Genomic DNA, 16,123 nt, shown 5'->3' on the forward strand with positions numbered 1-16,123 from the left:
TTTATAAATGTCAAGCCATCTCATTATTGCAAGATTCACGAATATTGCGGACGCTGAACACGCAAGCCGAAATATTCAGATGTTCGCATCAAAAGACGAGGGATTGACGATCAATAGCGGCATCCTTTTGAAGAAGGGAAACGATGGAAAGCCTGAAGTCATCCAAACGCAGTCTCGTGCGATGTGGGGTCCGGTGATTGGTGCGGTTACTGGGACTCTCATCGGCATGCTCGGAGGGCCGGTCGGTGCAGCGTTAGGTTTTACGATCGGAACCTCTGCCGGTATCGCGGAACATGTTATGTCGGATGTATTAGACGACGAGTCGATCAAGCGTGAATTCGCCGTCCTCCCCGTTGGACAAGTCGCGCTGATATTGGAGGCCAATGAAGATACGCCTGCGCGCGTGAACACCTTCGTCTCTGAAGCCGGTGGCTCCGTCTTCCGAAGAGGACTTTGAAAACTTTTTCGAGTGCAGACAGGCACCAATGGTGGGGTAAATGTTTTAAAGCCTATGCCTTACGGCCCCACCATGCTCGCCGCAATATTCACGCACAGTCCTAAGACCGTGACGTTGAAAAAGAAAGCCAGAATCGATTGAGCAAGGACAGTGCGTCGCGCACTTCGACAACGCAGACCGATATCTGCCGTCTGAGACGCAAGCCCAATCGTGAAGGAGAAATAGAGAAGGTCCAAGTAGTCCGGCTCCAGATCCTGGTCTGGAAAATCCAACGCAGGGGACTGAGGATTTGACGCATAGAATATCCTTGCATAGTGCTGAGCAAAAATTGTTGGTATTAGGAACCATGCGCCAAAAATGGTTAATCCTGTGATTGTCGCACGCATCAACTTCGACTCGAAAACCATTCCTTTGGATGTCCCCAATTCAAGCACAATTGCAAAAATACTCGCAATTGTGGCAATCGAAATCACCGTTAATACAGTAACGGCGCTTTGATCTTCAATGGACGCGTTCGATCTGACCTCTTGCGGACTAGCCTTCAGCATGTGATACCAGATGGTTCCTAGAAACGTCCACACCCCAACATCCCAGCCAATAAGAGTACGCGTAACTCCACCGAGCGAGGCCGGCGCAGATAGAGCCATCACGAATCCGAGACCAATAGCGGCACTCAAGTGAGGACGCCGTCGCATGGCCTGAAAGAAAACTTTCATAAGTAGGCTCAGGGTTGCACAGCAAGTCTATGACTCAATGAGCGCGATACTGCCCGTTGGGATTCGATTCAGTTTCATGTCGAGCGCTTGCTCCATCACTCCAACAATGCAAAGAGCGAGCGAGTCTCGTTGCATCCGTCGACCTCCTCGGGTTGAAGTTTCAGCGGCCACTAGAATTCAGTCCCCGAAATTGAATGTTTTCCCGTCCGAGCTAGCATTTACTTCCGATCGCGCCCAGTTGGATGCCCGCTCGCGCGTCTCCACCCACGTATGAGATGGACATTGCGATTGTTGAATCAACGTCCGACGGCTCCATTCAATTGCATCTCGTATCGCTTCCTCAGGCGTAAGCCACTCCGGTTGCGTAGTCCGTGGCCAAATATCGAGAAGCGGAGTGTCTCCCTTGCTGAATTCGATCTCGGCAACCCAAGCATTCCGATCGTTAAGCCCAACACGCACTGAGATTGCGAAGCCCATAAACGTGTCGCTTACACACTTCATATGGCTCTCATGGTTCATAATTTCACCGTTTGCATTTTCTAAACCGTTCCTCTGGACAATGCGTCCAGCCAGATTAGTGCTTATTGAATTTCGACCTAAATATTGGTCAATCGTTCGAAACGCGACTTGTGCCAGTTAGACCGTTAGAACTCATGCACGTCAGATGGGGCGTTTAACATTGTCCGATACTTATCATCGGAAGATTGTTGGGCACCCCTCGCACGCTTCTCCAATTCTTGTAAAAGAGGTACTCTCAACAACATGCATTAAAGAGCCGCTTCAATCCGACGGTGGCATCTTTCCGTAGGCACCTCAACACCCCTAGGGTCCGCAAATGTCCGCCCCTCAAAATGCTGATCGAGTACCTCCGCCCGAGCGCGATCCACTCGACGAAGCGCTTGCGGAAACATTTCCTGCTAGCGATCCGATTGCCATAAGCAGCGAGCGCGAAGACCCGAAACCGGATTCGTCGAAACAACCGGACTGACCACGCGGTGTACTTCGTGAGAAACGATGTCTCATTCATGTGCTGTCGGTTAAAGCGCGATCGCTTGTGTGCGGTCCACCGCCGATCCCAGAAGATCGTCAACTATTCGATTGGCGGCGGCGACTCCTTCAGAAAGCGCTTCTAACTCACTATCGAAGCCGTCGCCCTGATCGTCGCTCAGTGTTAGACGTGGAAACGTCGGTACGGCTACCGACGATAGTGAAATCGTGACGATCGCGACGAAACCGTTTTTGAAGAGTCGATCCGACTCTGCGGCAGAGTACTCACAGTTTTGCACATGCACATTCAAGGCGAATTTCTTGCGCGACCACGATGTTTGCATGTTTGCCTCCACCCAACTGAAGAAGAAGTGCAGCCTTTCCGCCCCATAAGGTGAGGCTGGCAACAGCACTGTCTCCGATCCGTCCGCCTCACGGCTCCAACACCGGGTGCACGGTAGGATACCTGTCCAACGACCACGAGACGATTTTCACGTCGCGACGGCGTTGATTTCGTTACGTTGCAGTAAGCATGAGCGCTTAGTGAACGTTCGCCTTACTGTCCTGCGCTGCCTATCGGTTGTGGATGAACAACGACACAAGAAGATGGAAAGGAAGTACGAGTAGCCCGGTGGAAACCACACCAACGAGCCATAGTGCAATGAACCACAGTAGCTGCTTACGGTGGGGTCGGCTGCGTTCACGGTCGGCCCTGAGAATAGCGCCGCCGTCACCGACCTTGCGTTGTTGAATGCTCATGTTCGCGCTCCACGGGGGTGACGTCCGCGTAAAGATCCGAGTTCACGAAAGGGCTTCTCGTCGAACCCGAGGTCTCTGGAACTTCGCGTGCGTATGTGCTTCACTTGGGAAAATCGATCTGTGTGATCTTTGGTGCGGCCTATGTTGAGTACAATGCTCTTTCATGCTACCTGGAGGTGGTCCATGCAACAGCAGCAGGAAGAATTCGACTTTTACATCAATCTCGAAAAACCTAGCCTCGGACTTTACGTTCTCAAGGGTGCAGGCCTACCGGATTTCGCCGCGTCAGAAGCAAAACATTGGCAGTTTTCAGGGCACATTTGGCAAAGCGAACTGTCGCCCGAGATCCTCAAAGAACTCCGGGCGAATGGTCACGCGTTTCAGGAGCTGGGCAGCTGACTCGACTGCCCGGCTCCTTCCATATCGTTGACGCCCCGGCGTTCAGGATTCGCTTGCGGCAGACTCCTTCGTGCCTTGCGAGGACTTTGCCGCATTCTTCTTACTCGTTGACCTGCTCTTCTTCTCCTTCGGTTTCGCTTCCACTTCGACCTTGGTAAATGCGACCTTGTCGGTCTCCTTATCGTAGCTCACGTCAACCGTGTCGCCCGACTTAAGCTTGTCGCCAAGAATCTCCTTCGCGAGCCGCGTCTCCAGTTCCTGACGGATCTGGCGCTTCAGTTCGCGCGCTCCGAATTCGGGTCGATAGCCGACGTCGGCGAGATGATCGATGACCGAATCCTGCACGTTGAGGGTGATGTCCTGCGCCGCCGCCGTGCGAGTGACGCGCTCAATCTGAATTTGAACGATTGAGCGGATGTTTTCTCGCGAAAGCCCATGAAAGGTAATAATTTCGTCGATGCGATTCAGAAACTCTGGACGGAAATGGCCTTTAAGCACGTCCATCAGCTTCTCGCGGATGACCTTTTCCGACTCGCGGTCCTTTTCGTCCTTCTCCAGGTTGTCCATGATGATGGACGCGCCCAAGTTGCTCGTCGAAATAATGATGGTGTTGCTGAAGTCGACCACCCGTCCCTTGCCGTCGGTGAGACGCCCGTCGTCGAATACTTGTAGCAGCACGTTGCTCACATCGGGATGTGCCTTTTCGATTTCGTCGAGCAAGATCACGCAATAGGGGCGGCGACGCACACGTTCGGTTAATTGACCGCCCTCGTCGTAGCCGACATATCCCGGCGGCGCGCCGATTAGCCGCGCGACCGCATGGCGCTCCATGTACTCGCTCATGTCGATGCGGATCACCGCCTGCTCGTCGCCGAACACAGTTTCCGCAAGCGCCTTGGCGAGTTCCGTCTTTCCGACGCCAGTCGGTCCGAGAAACAGGAACGTTGCGATTGGCCGGTTCGCCTGACCCATGCCTGCGCGCGAGAGTCGCACCGCATCGCTCACCGCGACCACGGCTTCATCCTGTCCGACCACGCGCTCGCGCAGCGTGTTCTCCATTTCGAGCAGCTTCTGGCGCTCTTCCTGAGTCAGTTCGGTAACAGGAATGCCCGTCAGGCGTGACACGACTTCCGCGACCGATGCCACCGTCACTTCCAATGTTTCCGAGCCTGTCTTACGCTGCCATGCCTCGGTCAGCTCTTCGAGATTCGCCTGTTTCTCCTTGATGCGCTCCTCGAAACCCTTGGCTTCATCGAAACGCTTGCGAGACGACGCGTAATCCTGTTCACGCTTGAGTTGCGCCATTTCTGCTTCCAGCTCCTGGATCTCGGGCGGACGCGATTTTGACCCGATGCGAACACGCGCCGCCGCCTGGTCTATCAAGTCGATGGCCTTGTCCGGCAGATAACGCGACGTGATATAGCGATCTGACAACTCCGCCGCTGCGACGAACGCATCGTCGGCGAAGGTGACCTGATGATGCGCCTCGAGCTTGTCGCGCAGGCCGCGCAGAATCACAATCGTCTGCTCAACCGTCGGCTCTGGCACAAGCACCGGTTGAAAGCGACGCTCCAGTGCGGCATCTTTCTCGATGTACTTCTGATATTCGTTTAGCGTGGTCGCGCCAATCAGACTGAGTTCGCCGCGCGCGAGCGCGGGCTTGAGCACGTTGGCGATATCCAGCCCGCCCTCCCCCCCGCCCTGCCCCGCGCCGACGATCGTATGCAGTTCGTCAATAAACACGATCAGCTCGTCCTGCTTGGCCGTCACTTCGTCGATGAGCTGCTTGGCGCGCTCTTCGAATTCGCCGCGATACTTCGCACCCGCGACCATCGAATTGATGTTGATCTCGACGAGACGTTTGTTGCGTAGGTCTTCCGGAACGTCGTCGTTGACGATGCGCTGCGCGAGTCCTTCGACGATTGCCGTCTTACCAACACCCGGCTCGCCGATCAGCACGGGATTGTTCTTCTTGCGCCGAGCGAGCACCTCAATCGTGTTCTCGATTTCTAGCGCGCGACCGAGCACCGGGTCAAGCTTGCCTTCGCGTGCCATTGCGGTTAGGTCTCGGCCGAACTTATCAAGCGTGGGCGTGCCACTCGGCGTGTCCACGCGTCCGTCTTCCGCTCCCTTGCCGACGACCTTAACGACTTTCTGCCTCAGAGCTTCAGCGGTCACTCCGTATTTCTTTAGCAAGGTTCCCGCAATCGAATCCGGGACCGACGCCAGTCCAATCAGCACGTGCTCGGGCCCGACATAGGAGTGTCCCAGTTCACGCGAGGCCTGAAACGCGAACTGGAACGCTTTCTTCAGGCGTGGGGAAATGGTCATCTTTTCGACGGGCGCGTCGGGCTCGGCTTTGCCCTTCTGAGCGTGCTCGTCGATATAGCGCTTGATGTCGTCGGGCGAAAGCTTCAACTCCTTGAAAAGTGCCTGCACGACATCCATGTCAGCGAGCACGTAGAGCACCTGCTCAGTGTCGAGCTCTGTCTTCTGCAATTCGTGCGCCTTCTCTGCGGCTCGTTGCAGCAACTCCATCGTTTGCTCGCTGAAGGCGTCGGTGACGTCGACGGACTCCCGGGGCACCGATGCGACCATATCCTCATCGTCCTCGTCGCCCGCCATGCCGCCCATGAAACGCGACAGGCCTCCGCCGCCCAAGAGAGAATCGAATGGATTCAACATGCTTTGATGCCGCATCAACTGACGGTAGTCGTACTCGCAGATCGACATTGACTTGCGTTCGCCGTTCTGCAAGACGGTTACCTGCGCAACCGCCGGCCGGGCATGACAAATTTCGCAAAGAGCAGGCATGATCAATCGTCTCCGGTTAGATGGCGATTCGACGACTACGACGCGCAGCGCTGGCTACTTCGAACCGCCGCATGGTGGTGGGTCTTCTCCTCATGAATCTTGATCGGGCATGTTCCTCGACCCATCGCGTGGACTATCCGCCTGCTGCAATGGAAACGGATGCCTCGCTGGTCAACATCAAAAAAGTCAGCGTTTCGCGAAGATATAGTTGCACGGCGGTTTCAGCGTGGCTCGAGTAGCCAATCGACAAATCCTGTCCGACGTGCAGTTCATAATCGCCGCCACGGGTCGAGAGCACACATCCGCCCTGCAGCGCGGGAGCCCACACTAGATCTCCGCTCACAATACGTTTGATGTGTTGGATTACAGGATAGCCTTGGTCACTTGCTTCGGCGAGCGCGGTATAAGCGTCGGCGCCAAGCAGTACAGAGTATGGGCCGTCGACGCCCGCGAGTCGAAGCTTTTCGAGTGCCTGACTGACCGCATCGGGATAGTCGACAACATCTCCCGGCAGCATTGTTGGCGCGTTGGAACTGCCTTCGCGAATGCCCACGATGCCCGCGGCTTTGTAGCCATCGAAGATCGCACTGTCCTCGGCAATGGCAAGTTCGCTGGCGGCAGTTTTAGCGGGCTGCCAGTCGCCGTCGTTTGAGCCGCGCTCTACGCTGTCGATGGACTCGCGCTGCAGCGTGAACGGCACAGTCAGTTGAACGAGCTGCCGCACTTCGTAGAGCTTCGCGCCGATGCCCTGTTTCGGGGCCGCAATATTGGACTGATGTCCGGTACCGATGCCCGACAGCGCGGCGCCGCTGGGTTCTTTGACGTCGACGACGCGCCGCCCGGCAACGGACCGTTTAAACGTGCGAGCGACTTCCGCTTCGATCTGGGACCATGCGGCACTGGAGATCGGCGCAAGCTCTCGATGCAGGTTATTCATGTTGTGATGTTCCTTTGAGTGAGCCAATGTTCAATGTTCCGCTGCGGCTTGCTGGGAGAAAAGTCGCGCTGGAAGGCACCGATGACGTCGAAGCTGCCTGGGGGCTTCTGTCGGGAAGCTCATCGAGCAGATCCTCGGACGGCACAAAGAACAGGCCGCCTGTCACTGCGCGGCTGTAGTCGAGCAGGCGGTCGTAGTTGCCAGGAGGCCTTCCGACGAACATGTTTTCCATCATTTGCTCGATCGGCTTCGGCGTGCGCGCATAGCCGATGAAATACGTGCCGAATTCTTTTGAGCCTTGACGGCCGAATGCCATGTTGTGCCGCAGAATCTTCACTTCCTGGCCATCCTCGTCGATTGTTGTAAGCGAACTGTGCGAGCATGAGGGCTTCACCGCTGCATCCAGTTCGACATCCGACAGTTTCTCCCGGCCGATGATCTTCTCTTGCTGCTCGACCGTCAGACCATTCCATGCATCCAAGTTGTGAAAATACTTCTGCACGATCACGTAGCTGCCACCGGCGAACGCCTCATCTTCCTCGCCGATAATCGTAAAGGCGCTGGCGCTGCGGCCACGCGGATTTTCGGTACCGTCCACAAAGCCGATCATGTCGCGTAGATCGAAGTAACGAAAACCATGCACCTCGTCGACGACTGTGACCGCGTCACCGAGCTTGTTCAGCATCTGCGACGCCAATTCGAAGCACAGATCCATGTGATCCGCGCGGATATGCAGCAGAATATCCCCGGGAGTGGCAATCGCGCGACGCTCGCCCGAGCCGAACTCGATGAACGGATGCAGCTCTGCTGGTCGCGGCGCGCCGAAGAGAGAGTCCCATGCTTCCGAGCCGAACCCGCACACGCACGAAAGGTTCGCGGTCGGCGCGCGCGTGCTCACAGCTCGGACCAACGCAGAAATTTCGCCGCACCACGACCGTACAACCTCGGCCTTGCCTTCGCCGCGCGCCAGCGTGGCAACGATAAATATTGCACTTCGTGAAATCGGATCGCAGACAGCTTGCGGTTCTGACGTGTTGTTGTTAGGCATCTCAAATTTATTCTAGTGCGCGAGGCGACTCGTTCAAGAGAGACCTCACAATGACGTTCGCTCAGGAGCAAACCGCGACAAAGTTGGAATAGCGCTGGGAATTCGTCCCCAAACAGAGCTCAACGTCTCCTCATGCAACCAACGAAAGTCAATAGCCCGCTTTCTCAATCAATGCCGACACGCCCAGACCTGTTATACCGGCTCAAGCGCGCTGAACAGATTCTCTTCCTACCGCAGCCCTTGGGGACTGGGAAAGGCGCTTTTGATTCAAAGATTCTAAGTATCGGAGACCGCCAGGGTGGAATGTCAGACTCGAATAGCAGCGATTTTCAGACTTGAGATTACTGTCCTATCGCATTGGATGAGACTGCCTTCCACATAACGAGAATGAAACTTTCGCGTAAGCTCGACCGAGGCGCTGCGTGACTCAAAAATGACACCGTCATCCGAGGACGACAATCGGGTTGCCATGCCAAAAGAAGATCGCCCGCCGAGGGGTGAAAATCAGGAGATGTTGGCAGACGGTCGTTCAGTTCGTATCGTCAGCTTTGCTGCAAACGCTCTTGAATCTCCCTTACGCTCAGCGCCGAATAGTCCTTACTAACTTTCTCGAAGACAAGTTCATGAGTTTGCGCACTCATACAGGACAAGATCATGCCAAGGAATTTGGACTCCGCAATCAGTCTGAGGCGGCCAAACCGTTGATGGAGACGCGCCTGTTCGAGGTATTCGGCCACCTGCTTTGCGAATTTATCCCTCTCCTTCTCCTTTTGTTCACTTGCGGAAAATTCGACCTCCTGCTTTTCGGTGAGTGTCGTGGCGCTATGCGCGACATTGACGAAGTCGTCGACTTCCTCCAAGTCGACTGTCAGTCCCGGAGATTGGAACACTCGCGCCCGACCTGCATCCGCTACCACAACCCACGTCATGTCATTCATCATGTTCCTCCAAAGCCTCCACGACGAACACGCTTGCAAAGCCGGCGTGCTGACTTGAGCACAATCTTCACGCCCGTGTTGTCTTGATGTCAAGCCATATAGAAGTCTACGGCGTTCGAGTGAATCGCTCATAAACCCTGCTCAGCTCTAGGTTTCCGCACACTTGTGCGACAAATCGGAAAGAGCCGATACTTATTATCGACTTGTTTAGCTAGATCAATTGCCCCGCCCTCTGCATGGGTTCCGAGCGCCCATCCGACTTGCCGAGTTGGTTGATCTCAGGGTGGTCTCGTGGCAGATTCGTGCCGGCGCGTAGAGAGAGAGTGTTTCTTGACACTCATGCGCTGCGCGCCCTTTAATGATTCAAGGGATTTCCTGTCGCAGCGTCACTTGTCGGGGTTTGCTCATGAGCATCACACATCACGCCAGAATGTGGGAGGCAGCGGTTGACGTACTGGAGCGCGCCGCTCAACTGCATCGTCAGTTCTTTCGGCTCGCCGGGCAACGAGCGGAGGCGCCCGTCTGGGAGCCTCCGATAGAGCTCTTCGAAGACCATGGCCGATTGTCCGTCGTCATCGCGTTACCGGGCATCAGGCCAGATCTCGTGCAAGTGACCCTCGAAAACAGTACCTTGACCGTGACGGCGGAACGAAAACTTGCCAGCGCCTTCTCCAAGGGCATTGTGCATTGCTTCGAAATACCATACGGTCGATTCGAGCGAGAAATCCGTCTTCCATCGGGACGCTATCGCATGGTTCGACGTGACTCCGAACATGGGTGTCTGCTGCTAGATATCGAGATGCTGGACTGAGACCCGATGCCAACAGCGCTTTCGAGGAGCGATGATGAATACGGACAGCAGCAAGAGCCCAGAGAAGGCGACCGAGAGTGGCGAGACTTCTCATCCGTCGGCATTGCCCAAAGATAGCCTGATCCTGCTGCCGGTGCGTCACACAGTGCTCTTTCCTGGCATGGTCCTGCCGCTGATGGCCGAGACCGCGCAGCTTAGACAGGACGTACAAGCTGCCGTTAGGCGCCAATCGCCGCTGGGCATTGTTCTACAACGCGATCCGCAAGTGATGGAGCCACCTTTCGATGGATTGCACACGATTGGGACCGTGGCCCATCTGCTGCGCTACCTGACGAACTCGCAAGATGGCAACCACCACCTTGTTTGCCAAGGAGTGAGTCGATTCAAGCTCATCGCTCCGCTCGATGGCTTGGATTTTCGCGCAGCCCATGTGGAATTCATTGCCGATGCATCGCAAACCGATGCCGCAATCGACGCACGGGTGCTCGTCCTGCGGCAGCGCGCAGGAGAAATGATTGCGCTGTTGCCGAATGCGGGCGCGGACCTAGTGAAGGCGCTCGACGCGATTGAGGCTCCGGGTCTCTTGGCGGACACGGTGGCAGGCCTGCTCGATATTCCGCCCGAGCGCAAGCAGGACATCTTGGAGACGATCGACATCCGCAAGCGCCTCGATAACGTTCTGGACGCCATTGCGGCGAGAATCGAGGTCCTTCGCCTGTCGCTCGAGATTGGCGAGCAGACGCGTGGGAGGCTCGACGAGAAACAGCGCGAAGTGATGCTGCGCGAGCAACTCAAGACGATCCAGACTCAACTTGGCGATAACGTTGGAAGGCAGGAGGAGCTCAAGCAACTGGCGCAAGCCGTTACTGTCGCCCACATGCCGACGGATGTCGACAAGCATGCCCGCAAGGAGCTCGATCGGCTCGAACGCGCACCGGAGGGTTCCTCTGAATACGCTATTGGCATGAGCTATCTGGAGCTATTGACGGAACTGCCATGGGACCTTCCGCCGGCGTCCCCCATCGACATCGCACATGCTCGAGTTGTGCTGGAAGAAGCCCACTTCGGACTTGAAAAGGTGAAGAGGCGGATTCTAGAGTATCTGGGTGTAAGGAAACTCAATCCGGAAGGAAATGCCCCAATTCTCTGCTTTTTGGGACCGCCCGGCGTCGGAAAAACATCGTTGGGGCAGAGCATCGCCCGCGCGTTGCAGCGGCCGTTTATCCGCGTAAGCCTGGGCGGCGTGCATGACGAGTCGGAGATTCGCGGCCATCGGCGTACCTATATCGGCGCGATGCCCGGAAACATCATCCAGGCGGTCCGAAAAGCTGGAGCGCGCAACTGCGTGATGCTGCTAGATGAGCTGGACAAGCTGGGGCGCGGCGTACACGGCGATCCGTCGGCTGCGATGCTCGAAGTACTGGATCCGGAGCAAAATCGCTCCTTCCGCGACAACTACCTGGGCGTTCCCTTCGACCTTTCCGCAGTTGTGTTCATCGCTACCGCCAATCAGGCGGAAGGCATTGCCGGTCCGTTGCGAGACCGCATGGAGATGCTAGATCTTCCGGGGTACACGGAAGCCGAGAAGTTTCAGATCGCGCGCCGCTTTCTCGTTCCTCGACAACTGAAGGCATGTGGACTCACCGAGGCTCAGTGCCAGCTTGGTGACGATACCATTCGCTCGATCGTTCGCGAATACACGCGCGAGGCCGGCGTTCGCAGCCTGGAACGGCAGATTGGCGCCGTCTTTAGGTACGTAGCCTTGCGCGTCGCGGAGGACGAGGCAACACGCGAACGAATCGAACCCGATGACCTTGCGACGATCCTCGGGCACCGGCGCTTCGAAAGTGAAGTGGCCATGCGCATCAACATGCCGGGCGTCGTCACCGGGCTGGCATGGACGCCAGTGGGTGGTGACCTGCTCTTCATTGAAGCGAGCAGAACACCCGGAAACGGCAGGTTGCTACTCACAGGCCAATTGGGCGAGGTGATGAAGGAAAGTGCTCAAGCAGCGCTGACGCTCGTCAAATCGCGCTCCGACATGCTTCAGATTGACAACTCCAGCTTCGAAAAGCATGACGTTCACATCCACGTGCCAGCCGGCGCGGTGCCCAAGGATGGACCCAGCGCTGGAGTCGCCATGTTCATTGCAATCGCATCGCTGTTCATGAGGATGCCCGTGCGCAGCGATTGCGCAGTAACGGGCGAAATCAGTCTTCGTGGCATTGTCCTGCCCGTGGGTGGCATCAAGGAGAAGGTGCTAGCCGCCTTGCGTGGAGGCATCCACACTGTACTACTTCCCTCGCGTAACATGATCGACCTCGAAGACATTCCCACCGACGCTCGCAATCAGATTCGATTCGTCCCGTTAAACACAGTCGATGATGCTCTACGTGAGATTGTCGACACTAATTCATTGGCCGCGTGAATGAACCTGCCCCGCCCACGCCGCCGGGGCAGACCTTTTGACGAATACCTCCGCCCCCCTTCAGAAGGGAACCAAGTGCATACACTTCGATTTCCCTGACGCGTCTATTTTGAGCCTCCGATACTCAACATTAGTAGATGACGTGTGTTCAAGAACAGCCGTTGTGCCTAGGATGAGGTTGCTTTAGACCGAGATTAAGAATCAAATGGCTCACGGAGCCAACTCAGTTTATCTGAATGGTTGGAGCGTGAGAGAGGCCATCCTGAACGAGCCAGTGGTCAATGATCGCGGTGCACGTGTGGGCGTGGTGCACGACGTTATTTTAGCTCCCGACAACGCTGTCTCCTTTGCCATCATCGCAGCGAATCAGTTCCTTGGCGTATCACATCATGATGCGGCGGTTCCGATGGAACAGCTCGACTTCAAGAACGGTACCCGTGCTTCCCAGAGCCACCAAAGATGCAATTAAGGCACTCCCTGAGTTCCAATACGCGAAAGTGAAAGCAACCCCGAAATCGCAATACCAGGGCCACTGAGGACTCTGATGACGTGCTGAGACCCCTGCGCGTATGCCGCTCCCACGCGGCGCTTGGGTCCCTTGTCCGCCGGTATCCAACTAAGCTCGACTCGGGGTGTGTTAGGGCCGATCACAGAACAAAACGCTTTCGTTTGGTCTGGAACCACCAGAGGTTCTTCAGACAGGATAGTGCGCAGAAATGCCGAGGCTCATCGGGCATCTCGCCATTTAAAATGCGCAAGCTGCGCGCGACTGGTCGCATCGGTTGGCCACGTCAAGTCGCACAAAGACATGCGTTCTACGTTACTGCTCGCCACGTCGGACGAGTTGTAGTACCAAAATGCGCCAGCGGTTGAATTGACTCGGAACGAAGAGAGCGGCGGCTTTTGCGTCGCCGCCCCGCAACGTTATTAATTGCTTGAGCGAAGCTGCGGTTTTGGGCCGAACAGGCCCGCCCCGCCACTTGAAGGCCTTGTCGTATACTCAACGCACGATTCGGATCGTGACTCGGTTAGAGAATCGCGGACGGTAATGATTTTTTGAAGACGCCGTACGCTTCCTGCTGATTTCGAGCCGCCGATTTCAAATCGTCCGGACTTTTTGCTGAGTCGTACGCCTTCCTCGCCAATGCATAGGCTTGGGCCAATTTTATTTGTAATTCAACTATGTTTTCTACGGTTGTTTCGTTCATTTTGTACCTCTGGGTTGTCGGGCCGACAAGATTCAGCCGCTGGCCCACGATCGTTTTGTTGCACCGGCGGTATATCCAGTCAACTGTGCAAAAGTCAAATTCGACGCGCAAAGTCTTTGCTAATCCACGCCGATTATCACGCTGGTAGCCTTGAAGATTGCGGTCGCCATGCGTCCGACCGTAAGACCTAATCGACCGACACTGTCATTGGTGACGAAAGCGACGACCCTCCCTCCATGGGCAGCAACTGCAACTTCAGCATTAACCAGTCCCTTCTCAATGAAACCAATTCTTCCCGTAAAGCAGTTACGCGCAGATACTTTGCTATTGTCGAAACCGACCAGAAGGATGACTGAAGTTGCTCTAACCAGAGCGAAGGCCTCCGAATTCAACGAAAGCCCGAGCGAAACAGCAGTGCCGCTTGTCAGCAGCGCATGAACGTCCATTCCATCTGCGGTCCGCAGCGTAACGTTGTCGCCTACGGGAGCGCTGTCAAGCCGAACGATGCGACCGGTGAAATGGTTGCGTGCGCTGGTTTTCATGGAAACCTCTTGACGAAGGAAACGAAGGAAGGCGCTGCACGTATAGGAAAGCAGATCATGGTCAACTTAAGGTACAGCGAAATCTAAGGAAAATCTTCCTTTTTTAGGAGTATTGGTCTGAACCCAAGACGCAGCCGCACGTCGCGGAGAAGGACCTAAAAAGCCGATAGTTTCTATCGGAATATTTGTCGGCTCTATCGACTTTGAGTGTGCTTTTGGCGCAAAATTTGGAGAGAATATGGCCTCGTCATCGATATGACTGTGCATACTAAGCGTGAATTCCCGACGAGCAACCAATTGCAATTTTCCGACTTTCCTTTCTTAAGAAAGCAATGCAATGACCACGAGTTCGTGTGCTGACGGAGTTTTAGAGGGAATGTTCACACTCTTCGAATCCGTTGATATCATGCTTGTTCCAATTGTGAATCCGGATGTCTCACTTGTCGAAGGGCTAGTAGAGATGGTGGTCTCTCACGGCGGGACTCTTACTCTAAGAAGAGCTCCAGGAGAAGCTGGGGGGCACAACGATCGCATTGCCGGGCTTCACGCCGTCAGAGGCGAGCAAGCCTTGCTTCTGTGCTGGAACGGCCCCCTATCTCCGCACGTTAATCGGAGGTGTAACAACCTATGGCAATTTTCGTCGCATGCCGATGCACACGGACTTGTGACGACCGATCGGACACTGGTAGTCGAATTGTTCTCGAGTCTGGCTCAATACTGATAGCGATTGAAGTTGCATAACGCAAGGAGGATCCCCGCGGCGTAGCTGCCCCGTGACTCAAGACACGCAGACACCGTTAGGTTGATGACGCGGGAGCGCGCCTGAATGGATCTGCCCCCGTACTTCCGAGCACCGTCTCACACCTGAGTTGATGAATCCGTCCTGCGCCTGAATCCGCGAGGTGAACGGTATTCAAGGCGCTGTGCGGGTGCTTTTCGGTTGTAAGGCTCAAATGCCACCGCCAGGTTGCGCACTGCCGTCGAGGCGCCAGGCTTGGGCATGAAGGCAACGTAGTCGCGCTTCATGGTCTTCACGAAGCACTCGGCCATGCCATTGCTTTTCGGACTGCAAACCAGCGTCTTGAGCGGCGTAAGTCCGAGACCGCTCGCAACCGCGCGTGTCTCGTGCGCAATATATCCCGAGCCGTTATCGCTTAGCCATTCGATCGAAAACGGTACGGCGTCGACGTTGCCAAACCGATGCTCGACGGCTGCAAGCATCACGTCACGAACATCGTTGCCGGTGTAGCCACCTGTGGTTGCGACCCAGCGCATGGCCTCACGTTCACAACAATCCAGTGCAAACGTAACGCGCAATGGCTCGCCGTTCTCACACCGGAACTGGAAGCCATCGGAGCACCCAGCGTTGATTGCTTCTGGTCACTGCAACACGTCCGTCGTGTCGCCGGGTGATGGAGGGACGCTTTGGCCGCCGCTGCAGCAACAGGCCGTGAACGCGCATGGCTCGGTAATTGCGCTTGATGTTCACCGTGCATCTCCTGGTTGTTGCGAATGACGCCCCAGACCCGGCGAAAGCCATAACTCGGCAAATCGACGACGGCCTCGCGGAGTTCTGCCACCAGCTCCGCATCGTCTGTCCGCCCGACGCAGCGACCGTCTTGCCAGCCGACAGGGCACGAACGCCTGACCGACACGTTCGAGCGCGCAACGCCGAGAACATCACAGACCTGCTTCACTGGTCGTCCGCCGGCAATGATCGCGAGCGGGCACTCCATTTTTTTGCTCGACCGTACTCAACTGCTTCTTTCAATATTTCAACTTCTACGGTCTTCTTGCCGAGCAGCCGTTGCAACTCCCTAATCTGCTTGAGCGCGTCTGCTAATTCCGAAGCAGGGACGATCTCCTAACCGGCGGGCACCTCCGACAGGCTCCCGTCCTGATACAGCTTCTCTAATGGACCTGCCGATTTGGATTGACGCCGTGCTGGCGAGCTACCATAGACACGGCTTTGCCAGGCTCCAGACTCCCCCGATCATCGCCGCCTTTTCTTCCGCAGACCACCGCCGCCGGCGCTCCGGTCCAGTCAACACTTCCATCACTTCCTGCTTGCTGTTAGGA

General features: G+C 55.9%; 15 protein-coding genes and 1 pseudogene. 5 read left to right on the forward strand and 11 right to left on the reverse strand.

Features of this window, described 5'->3' with window-relative positions; all coding sequences use genetic code 11:
* Positions 1-7 precede the first annotated feature (7 nt).
* Positions 8-457, forward strand: a complete 450-nt coding sequence (locus NK8_RS35465) for a DUF1269 domain-containing protein (RefSeq protein WP_213233337.1) — start codon at positions 8-10, stop codon at positions 455-457.
* Between the two features lie 59 nt (positions 458-516).
* On the opposite strand, the gene NK8_RS35470 is transcribed toward NK8_RS35465, so the two are convergent.
* The 4 genes from NK8_RS35470 to NK8_RS35480 all read right to left on the reverse strand — a co-directional run bounded on the left by NK8_RS35470 (position 517) and on the right by NK8_RS35480 (position 2,919).
* On the reverse strand, positions 517-1,173 hold the full coding sequence (locus tag NK8_RS35470; protein ID WP_213233338.1) for a DUF1345 domain-containing protein: 657 nt from the start codon (positions 1,171-1,173) through the stop codon (positions 517-519).
* A gap of 177 nt (positions 1,174-1,350) precedes the next feature.
* The gene (locus NK8_RS43860; protein WP_367657819.1) at positions 1,351-1,692 is read right to left on the reverse strand and encodes a DUF6566 family protein; all 342 of its coding nucleotides are present in this window, start codon (positions 1,690-1,692) and stop codon (positions 1,351-1,353) included.
* A gap of 518 nt (positions 1,693-2,210) precedes the next feature.
* Positions 2,211-2,504 carry a hypothetical protein gene (locus tag NK8_RS35475; RefSeq protein WP_213233339.1) on the reverse strand — a complete coding sequence of 98 codons (294 nt, stop codon included), beginning with the start codon at positions 2,502-2,504 and terminating at the stop codon, positions 2,211-2,213.
* 229 nt (positions 2,505-2,733) lie between these two features.
* Positions 2,734-2,919 (reverse strand): hypothetical protein, encoded by a 186-nt coding sequence (locus tag NK8_RS35480; protein WP_213234052.1) that lies wholly within the window; start codon positions 2,917-2,919, stop codon positions 2,734-2,736.
* Positions 2,920-3,102: 183 nt separating this feature from the next.
* On the opposite strand from NK8_RS35480, the gene NK8_RS35485 reads away from it, so the two are divergent.
* A complete protein-coding gene (locus tag NK8_RS35485) occupies positions 3,103-3,318 on the forward strand; it encodes a hypothetical protein (protein WP_213233340.1) in 216 nt (71 codons plus the stop codon).
* A 42-nt stretch (positions 3,319-3,360) separates the two neighbouring features.
* Here the strand turns inward: NK8_RS35485 and NK8_RS35490 are convergent, their stop codons facing one another.
* The 4 genes from NK8_RS35490 to NK8_RS35505 form a co-directional block, all read right to left on the reverse strand.
* On the reverse strand, positions 3,361-6,132 hold the full coding sequence (locus NK8_RS35490; protein ID WP_213233341.1) for an ATP-dependent Clp protease ATP-binding subunit: 2,772 nt from the start codon (positions 6,130-6,132) through the stop codon (positions 3,361-3,363).
* 133 nt (positions 6,133-6,265) lie between these two features.
* On the reverse strand, positions 6,266-7,069 hold the full coding sequence (locus NK8_RS35495; protein ID WP_213233342.1) for a family 1 encapsulin nanocompartment shell protein: 804 nt from the start codon (positions 7,067-7,069) through the stop codon (positions 6,266-6,268).
* Complete coding sequence (locus NK8_RS35500) at positions 7,062-8,117, reverse strand: Dyp-type peroxidase (protein ID WP_213233343.1); 1,056 nt, start codon at positions 8,115-8,117, stop codon at positions 7,062-7,064. The genes NK8_RS35495 and NK8_RS35500 overlap by 8 nt, the downstream gene beginning before the upstream one ends.
* 542 nt (positions 8,118-8,659) lie before the next feature.
* Complete coding sequence (locus NK8_RS35505; RefSeq protein WP_225936547.1) at positions 8,660-9,058, reverse strand: host attachment protein; 399 nt, start codon at positions 9,056-9,058, stop codon at positions 8,660-8,662.
* Between the two features lie 403 nt (positions 9,059-9,461).
* Here NK8_RS35505 and NK8_RS35510 point away from each other — a divergent pair, with 403 nt between their 5' ends.
* From NK8_RS35510 to NK8_RS35520, 3 genes are all read left to right on the forward strand, one after another.
* Positions 9,462-9,866 (forward strand): Hsp20/alpha crystallin family protein, encoded by a 405-nt coding sequence (locus NK8_RS35510; protein ID WP_213233344.1) that lies wholly within the window; start codon positions 9,462-9,464, stop codon positions 9,864-9,866.
* 34 nt (positions 9,867-9,900) lie between these two features.
* Positions 9,901-12,294, forward strand: a complete 2,394-nt coding sequence (gene lon, locus NK8_RS35515; RefSeq protein WP_213234015.1) for an endopeptidase La — start codon at positions 9,901-9,903, stop codon at positions 12,292-12,294.
* Positions 12,295-12,499: 205 nt separating this feature from the next.
* On the forward strand, positions 12,500-12,763 hold the full coding sequence (locus NK8_RS35520; RefSeq protein ID WP_225936548.1) for a PRC-barrel domain-containing protein: 264 nt from the start codon (positions 12,500-12,502) through the stop codon (positions 12,761-12,763).
* A 559-nt stretch (positions 12,764-13,322) separates the two neighbouring features.
* On the opposite strand, the gene NK8_RS35525 is transcribed toward NK8_RS35520, so the two are convergent.
* The 3 genes and pseudogenes from NK8_RS35525 to NK8_RS35535 all read right to left on the reverse strand — a co-directional run bounded on the left by NK8_RS35525 (position 13,323) and on the right by NK8_RS35535 (position 16,101).
* Complete coding sequence (locus NK8_RS35525) at positions 13,323-13,502, reverse strand: hypothetical protein (protein ID WP_213233345.1); 180 nt, start codon at positions 13,500-13,502, stop codon at positions 13,323-13,325.
* Positions 13,503-13,621: 119 nt separating this feature from the next.
* Positions 13,622-14,044, reverse strand: coding sequence for a molybdopterin-binding protein (locus tag NK8_RS35530; RefSeq protein WP_213233346.1), 423 nt, complete (start codon positions 14,042-14,044; stop codon positions 13,622-13,624).
* An 858-nt stretch (positions 14,045-14,902) separates the two neighbouring features.
* Positions 14,903-16,101: pseudogene (locus NK8_RS35535) on the reverse strand (IS3 family transposase).
* Positions 16,102-16,123: the final 22 nt, after the last annotated feature.

Source organism: Caballeronia sp. NK8 (assembly GCF_018408855.1).
Taxonomy (GTDB): domain Bacteria; phylum Pseudomonadota; class Gammaproteobacteria; order Burkholderiales; family Burkholderiaceae; genus Caballeronia.

Excerpts from the sequence above, each read along its gene's own strand:
- NK8_RS35470 (WP_213233338.1), bottom strand. The coding sequence starts at position 1,173 with ATGAAAGTTTTCTTTCAGGCCATGCGACGGCGTCCTCACTTGAGTGCC.
- NK8_RS43860 (WP_367657819.1), bottom strand. The coding sequence starts at position 1,692 with ATGAACCATGAGAGCCATATGAAGTGTGTAAGCGACACGTTTATGGGC.
- NK8_RS35520 (WP_225936548.1), top strand. The coding sequence starts at position 12,500 with ATGGCTCACGGAGCCAACTCAGTTTATCTGAATGGTTGGAGCGTGAGA.
- NK8_RS35510 (WP_213233344.1), top strand. The coding sequence starts at position 9,462 with ATGAGCATCACACATCACGCCAGAATGTGGGAGGCAGCGGTTGACGTA.
- lon (WP_213234015.1), top strand. The coding sequence starts at position 9,901 with ATGAATACGGACAGCAGCAAGAGCCCAGAGAAGGCGACCGAGAGTGGC.
- NK8_RS35500 (WP_213233343.1), bottom strand. The coding sequence starts at position 8,117 with ATGCCTAACAACAACACGTCAGAACCGCAAGCTGTCTGCGATCCGATT.
- NK8_RS35480 (WP_213234052.1), bottom strand. The coding sequence starts at position 2,919 with ATGAGCATTCAACAACGCAAGGTCGGTGACGGCGGCGCTATTCTCAGG.
- NK8_RS35505 (WP_225936547.1), bottom strand. The coding sequence starts at position 9,058 with ATGATGAATGACATGACGTGGGTTGTGGTAGCGGATGCAGGTCGGGCG.
- NK8_RS35525 (WP_213233345.1), bottom strand. The coding sequence starts at position 13,502 with ATGAACGAAACAACCGTAGAAAACATAGTTGAATTACAAATAAAATTG.
- NK8_RS35530 (WP_213233346.1), bottom strand. The coding sequence starts at position 14,044 with ATGAAAACCAGCGCACGCAACCATTTCACCGGTCGCATCGTTCGGCTT.
- NK8_RS35490 (WP_213233341.1), bottom strand. The coding sequence starts at position 6,132 with ATGCCTGCTCTTTGCGAAATTTGTCATGCCCGGCCGGCGGTTGCGCAG.
- NK8_RS35465 (WP_213233337.1), top strand. The coding sequence starts at position 8 with ATGTCAAGCCATCTCATTATTGCAAGATTCACGAATATTGCGGACGCT.
- NK8_RS35475 (WP_213233339.1), bottom strand. The coding sequence starts at position 2,504 with ATGCAAACATCGTGGTCGCGCAAGAAATTCGCCTTGAATGTGCATGTG.
- NK8_RS35485 (WP_213233340.1), top strand. The coding sequence starts at position 3,103 with ATGCAACAGCAGCAGGAAGAATTCGACTTTTACATCAATCTCGAAAAA.
- NK8_RS35495 (WP_213233342.1), bottom strand. The coding sequence starts at position 7,069 with ATGAATAACCTGCATCGAGAGCTTGCGCCGATCTCCAGTGCCGCATGG.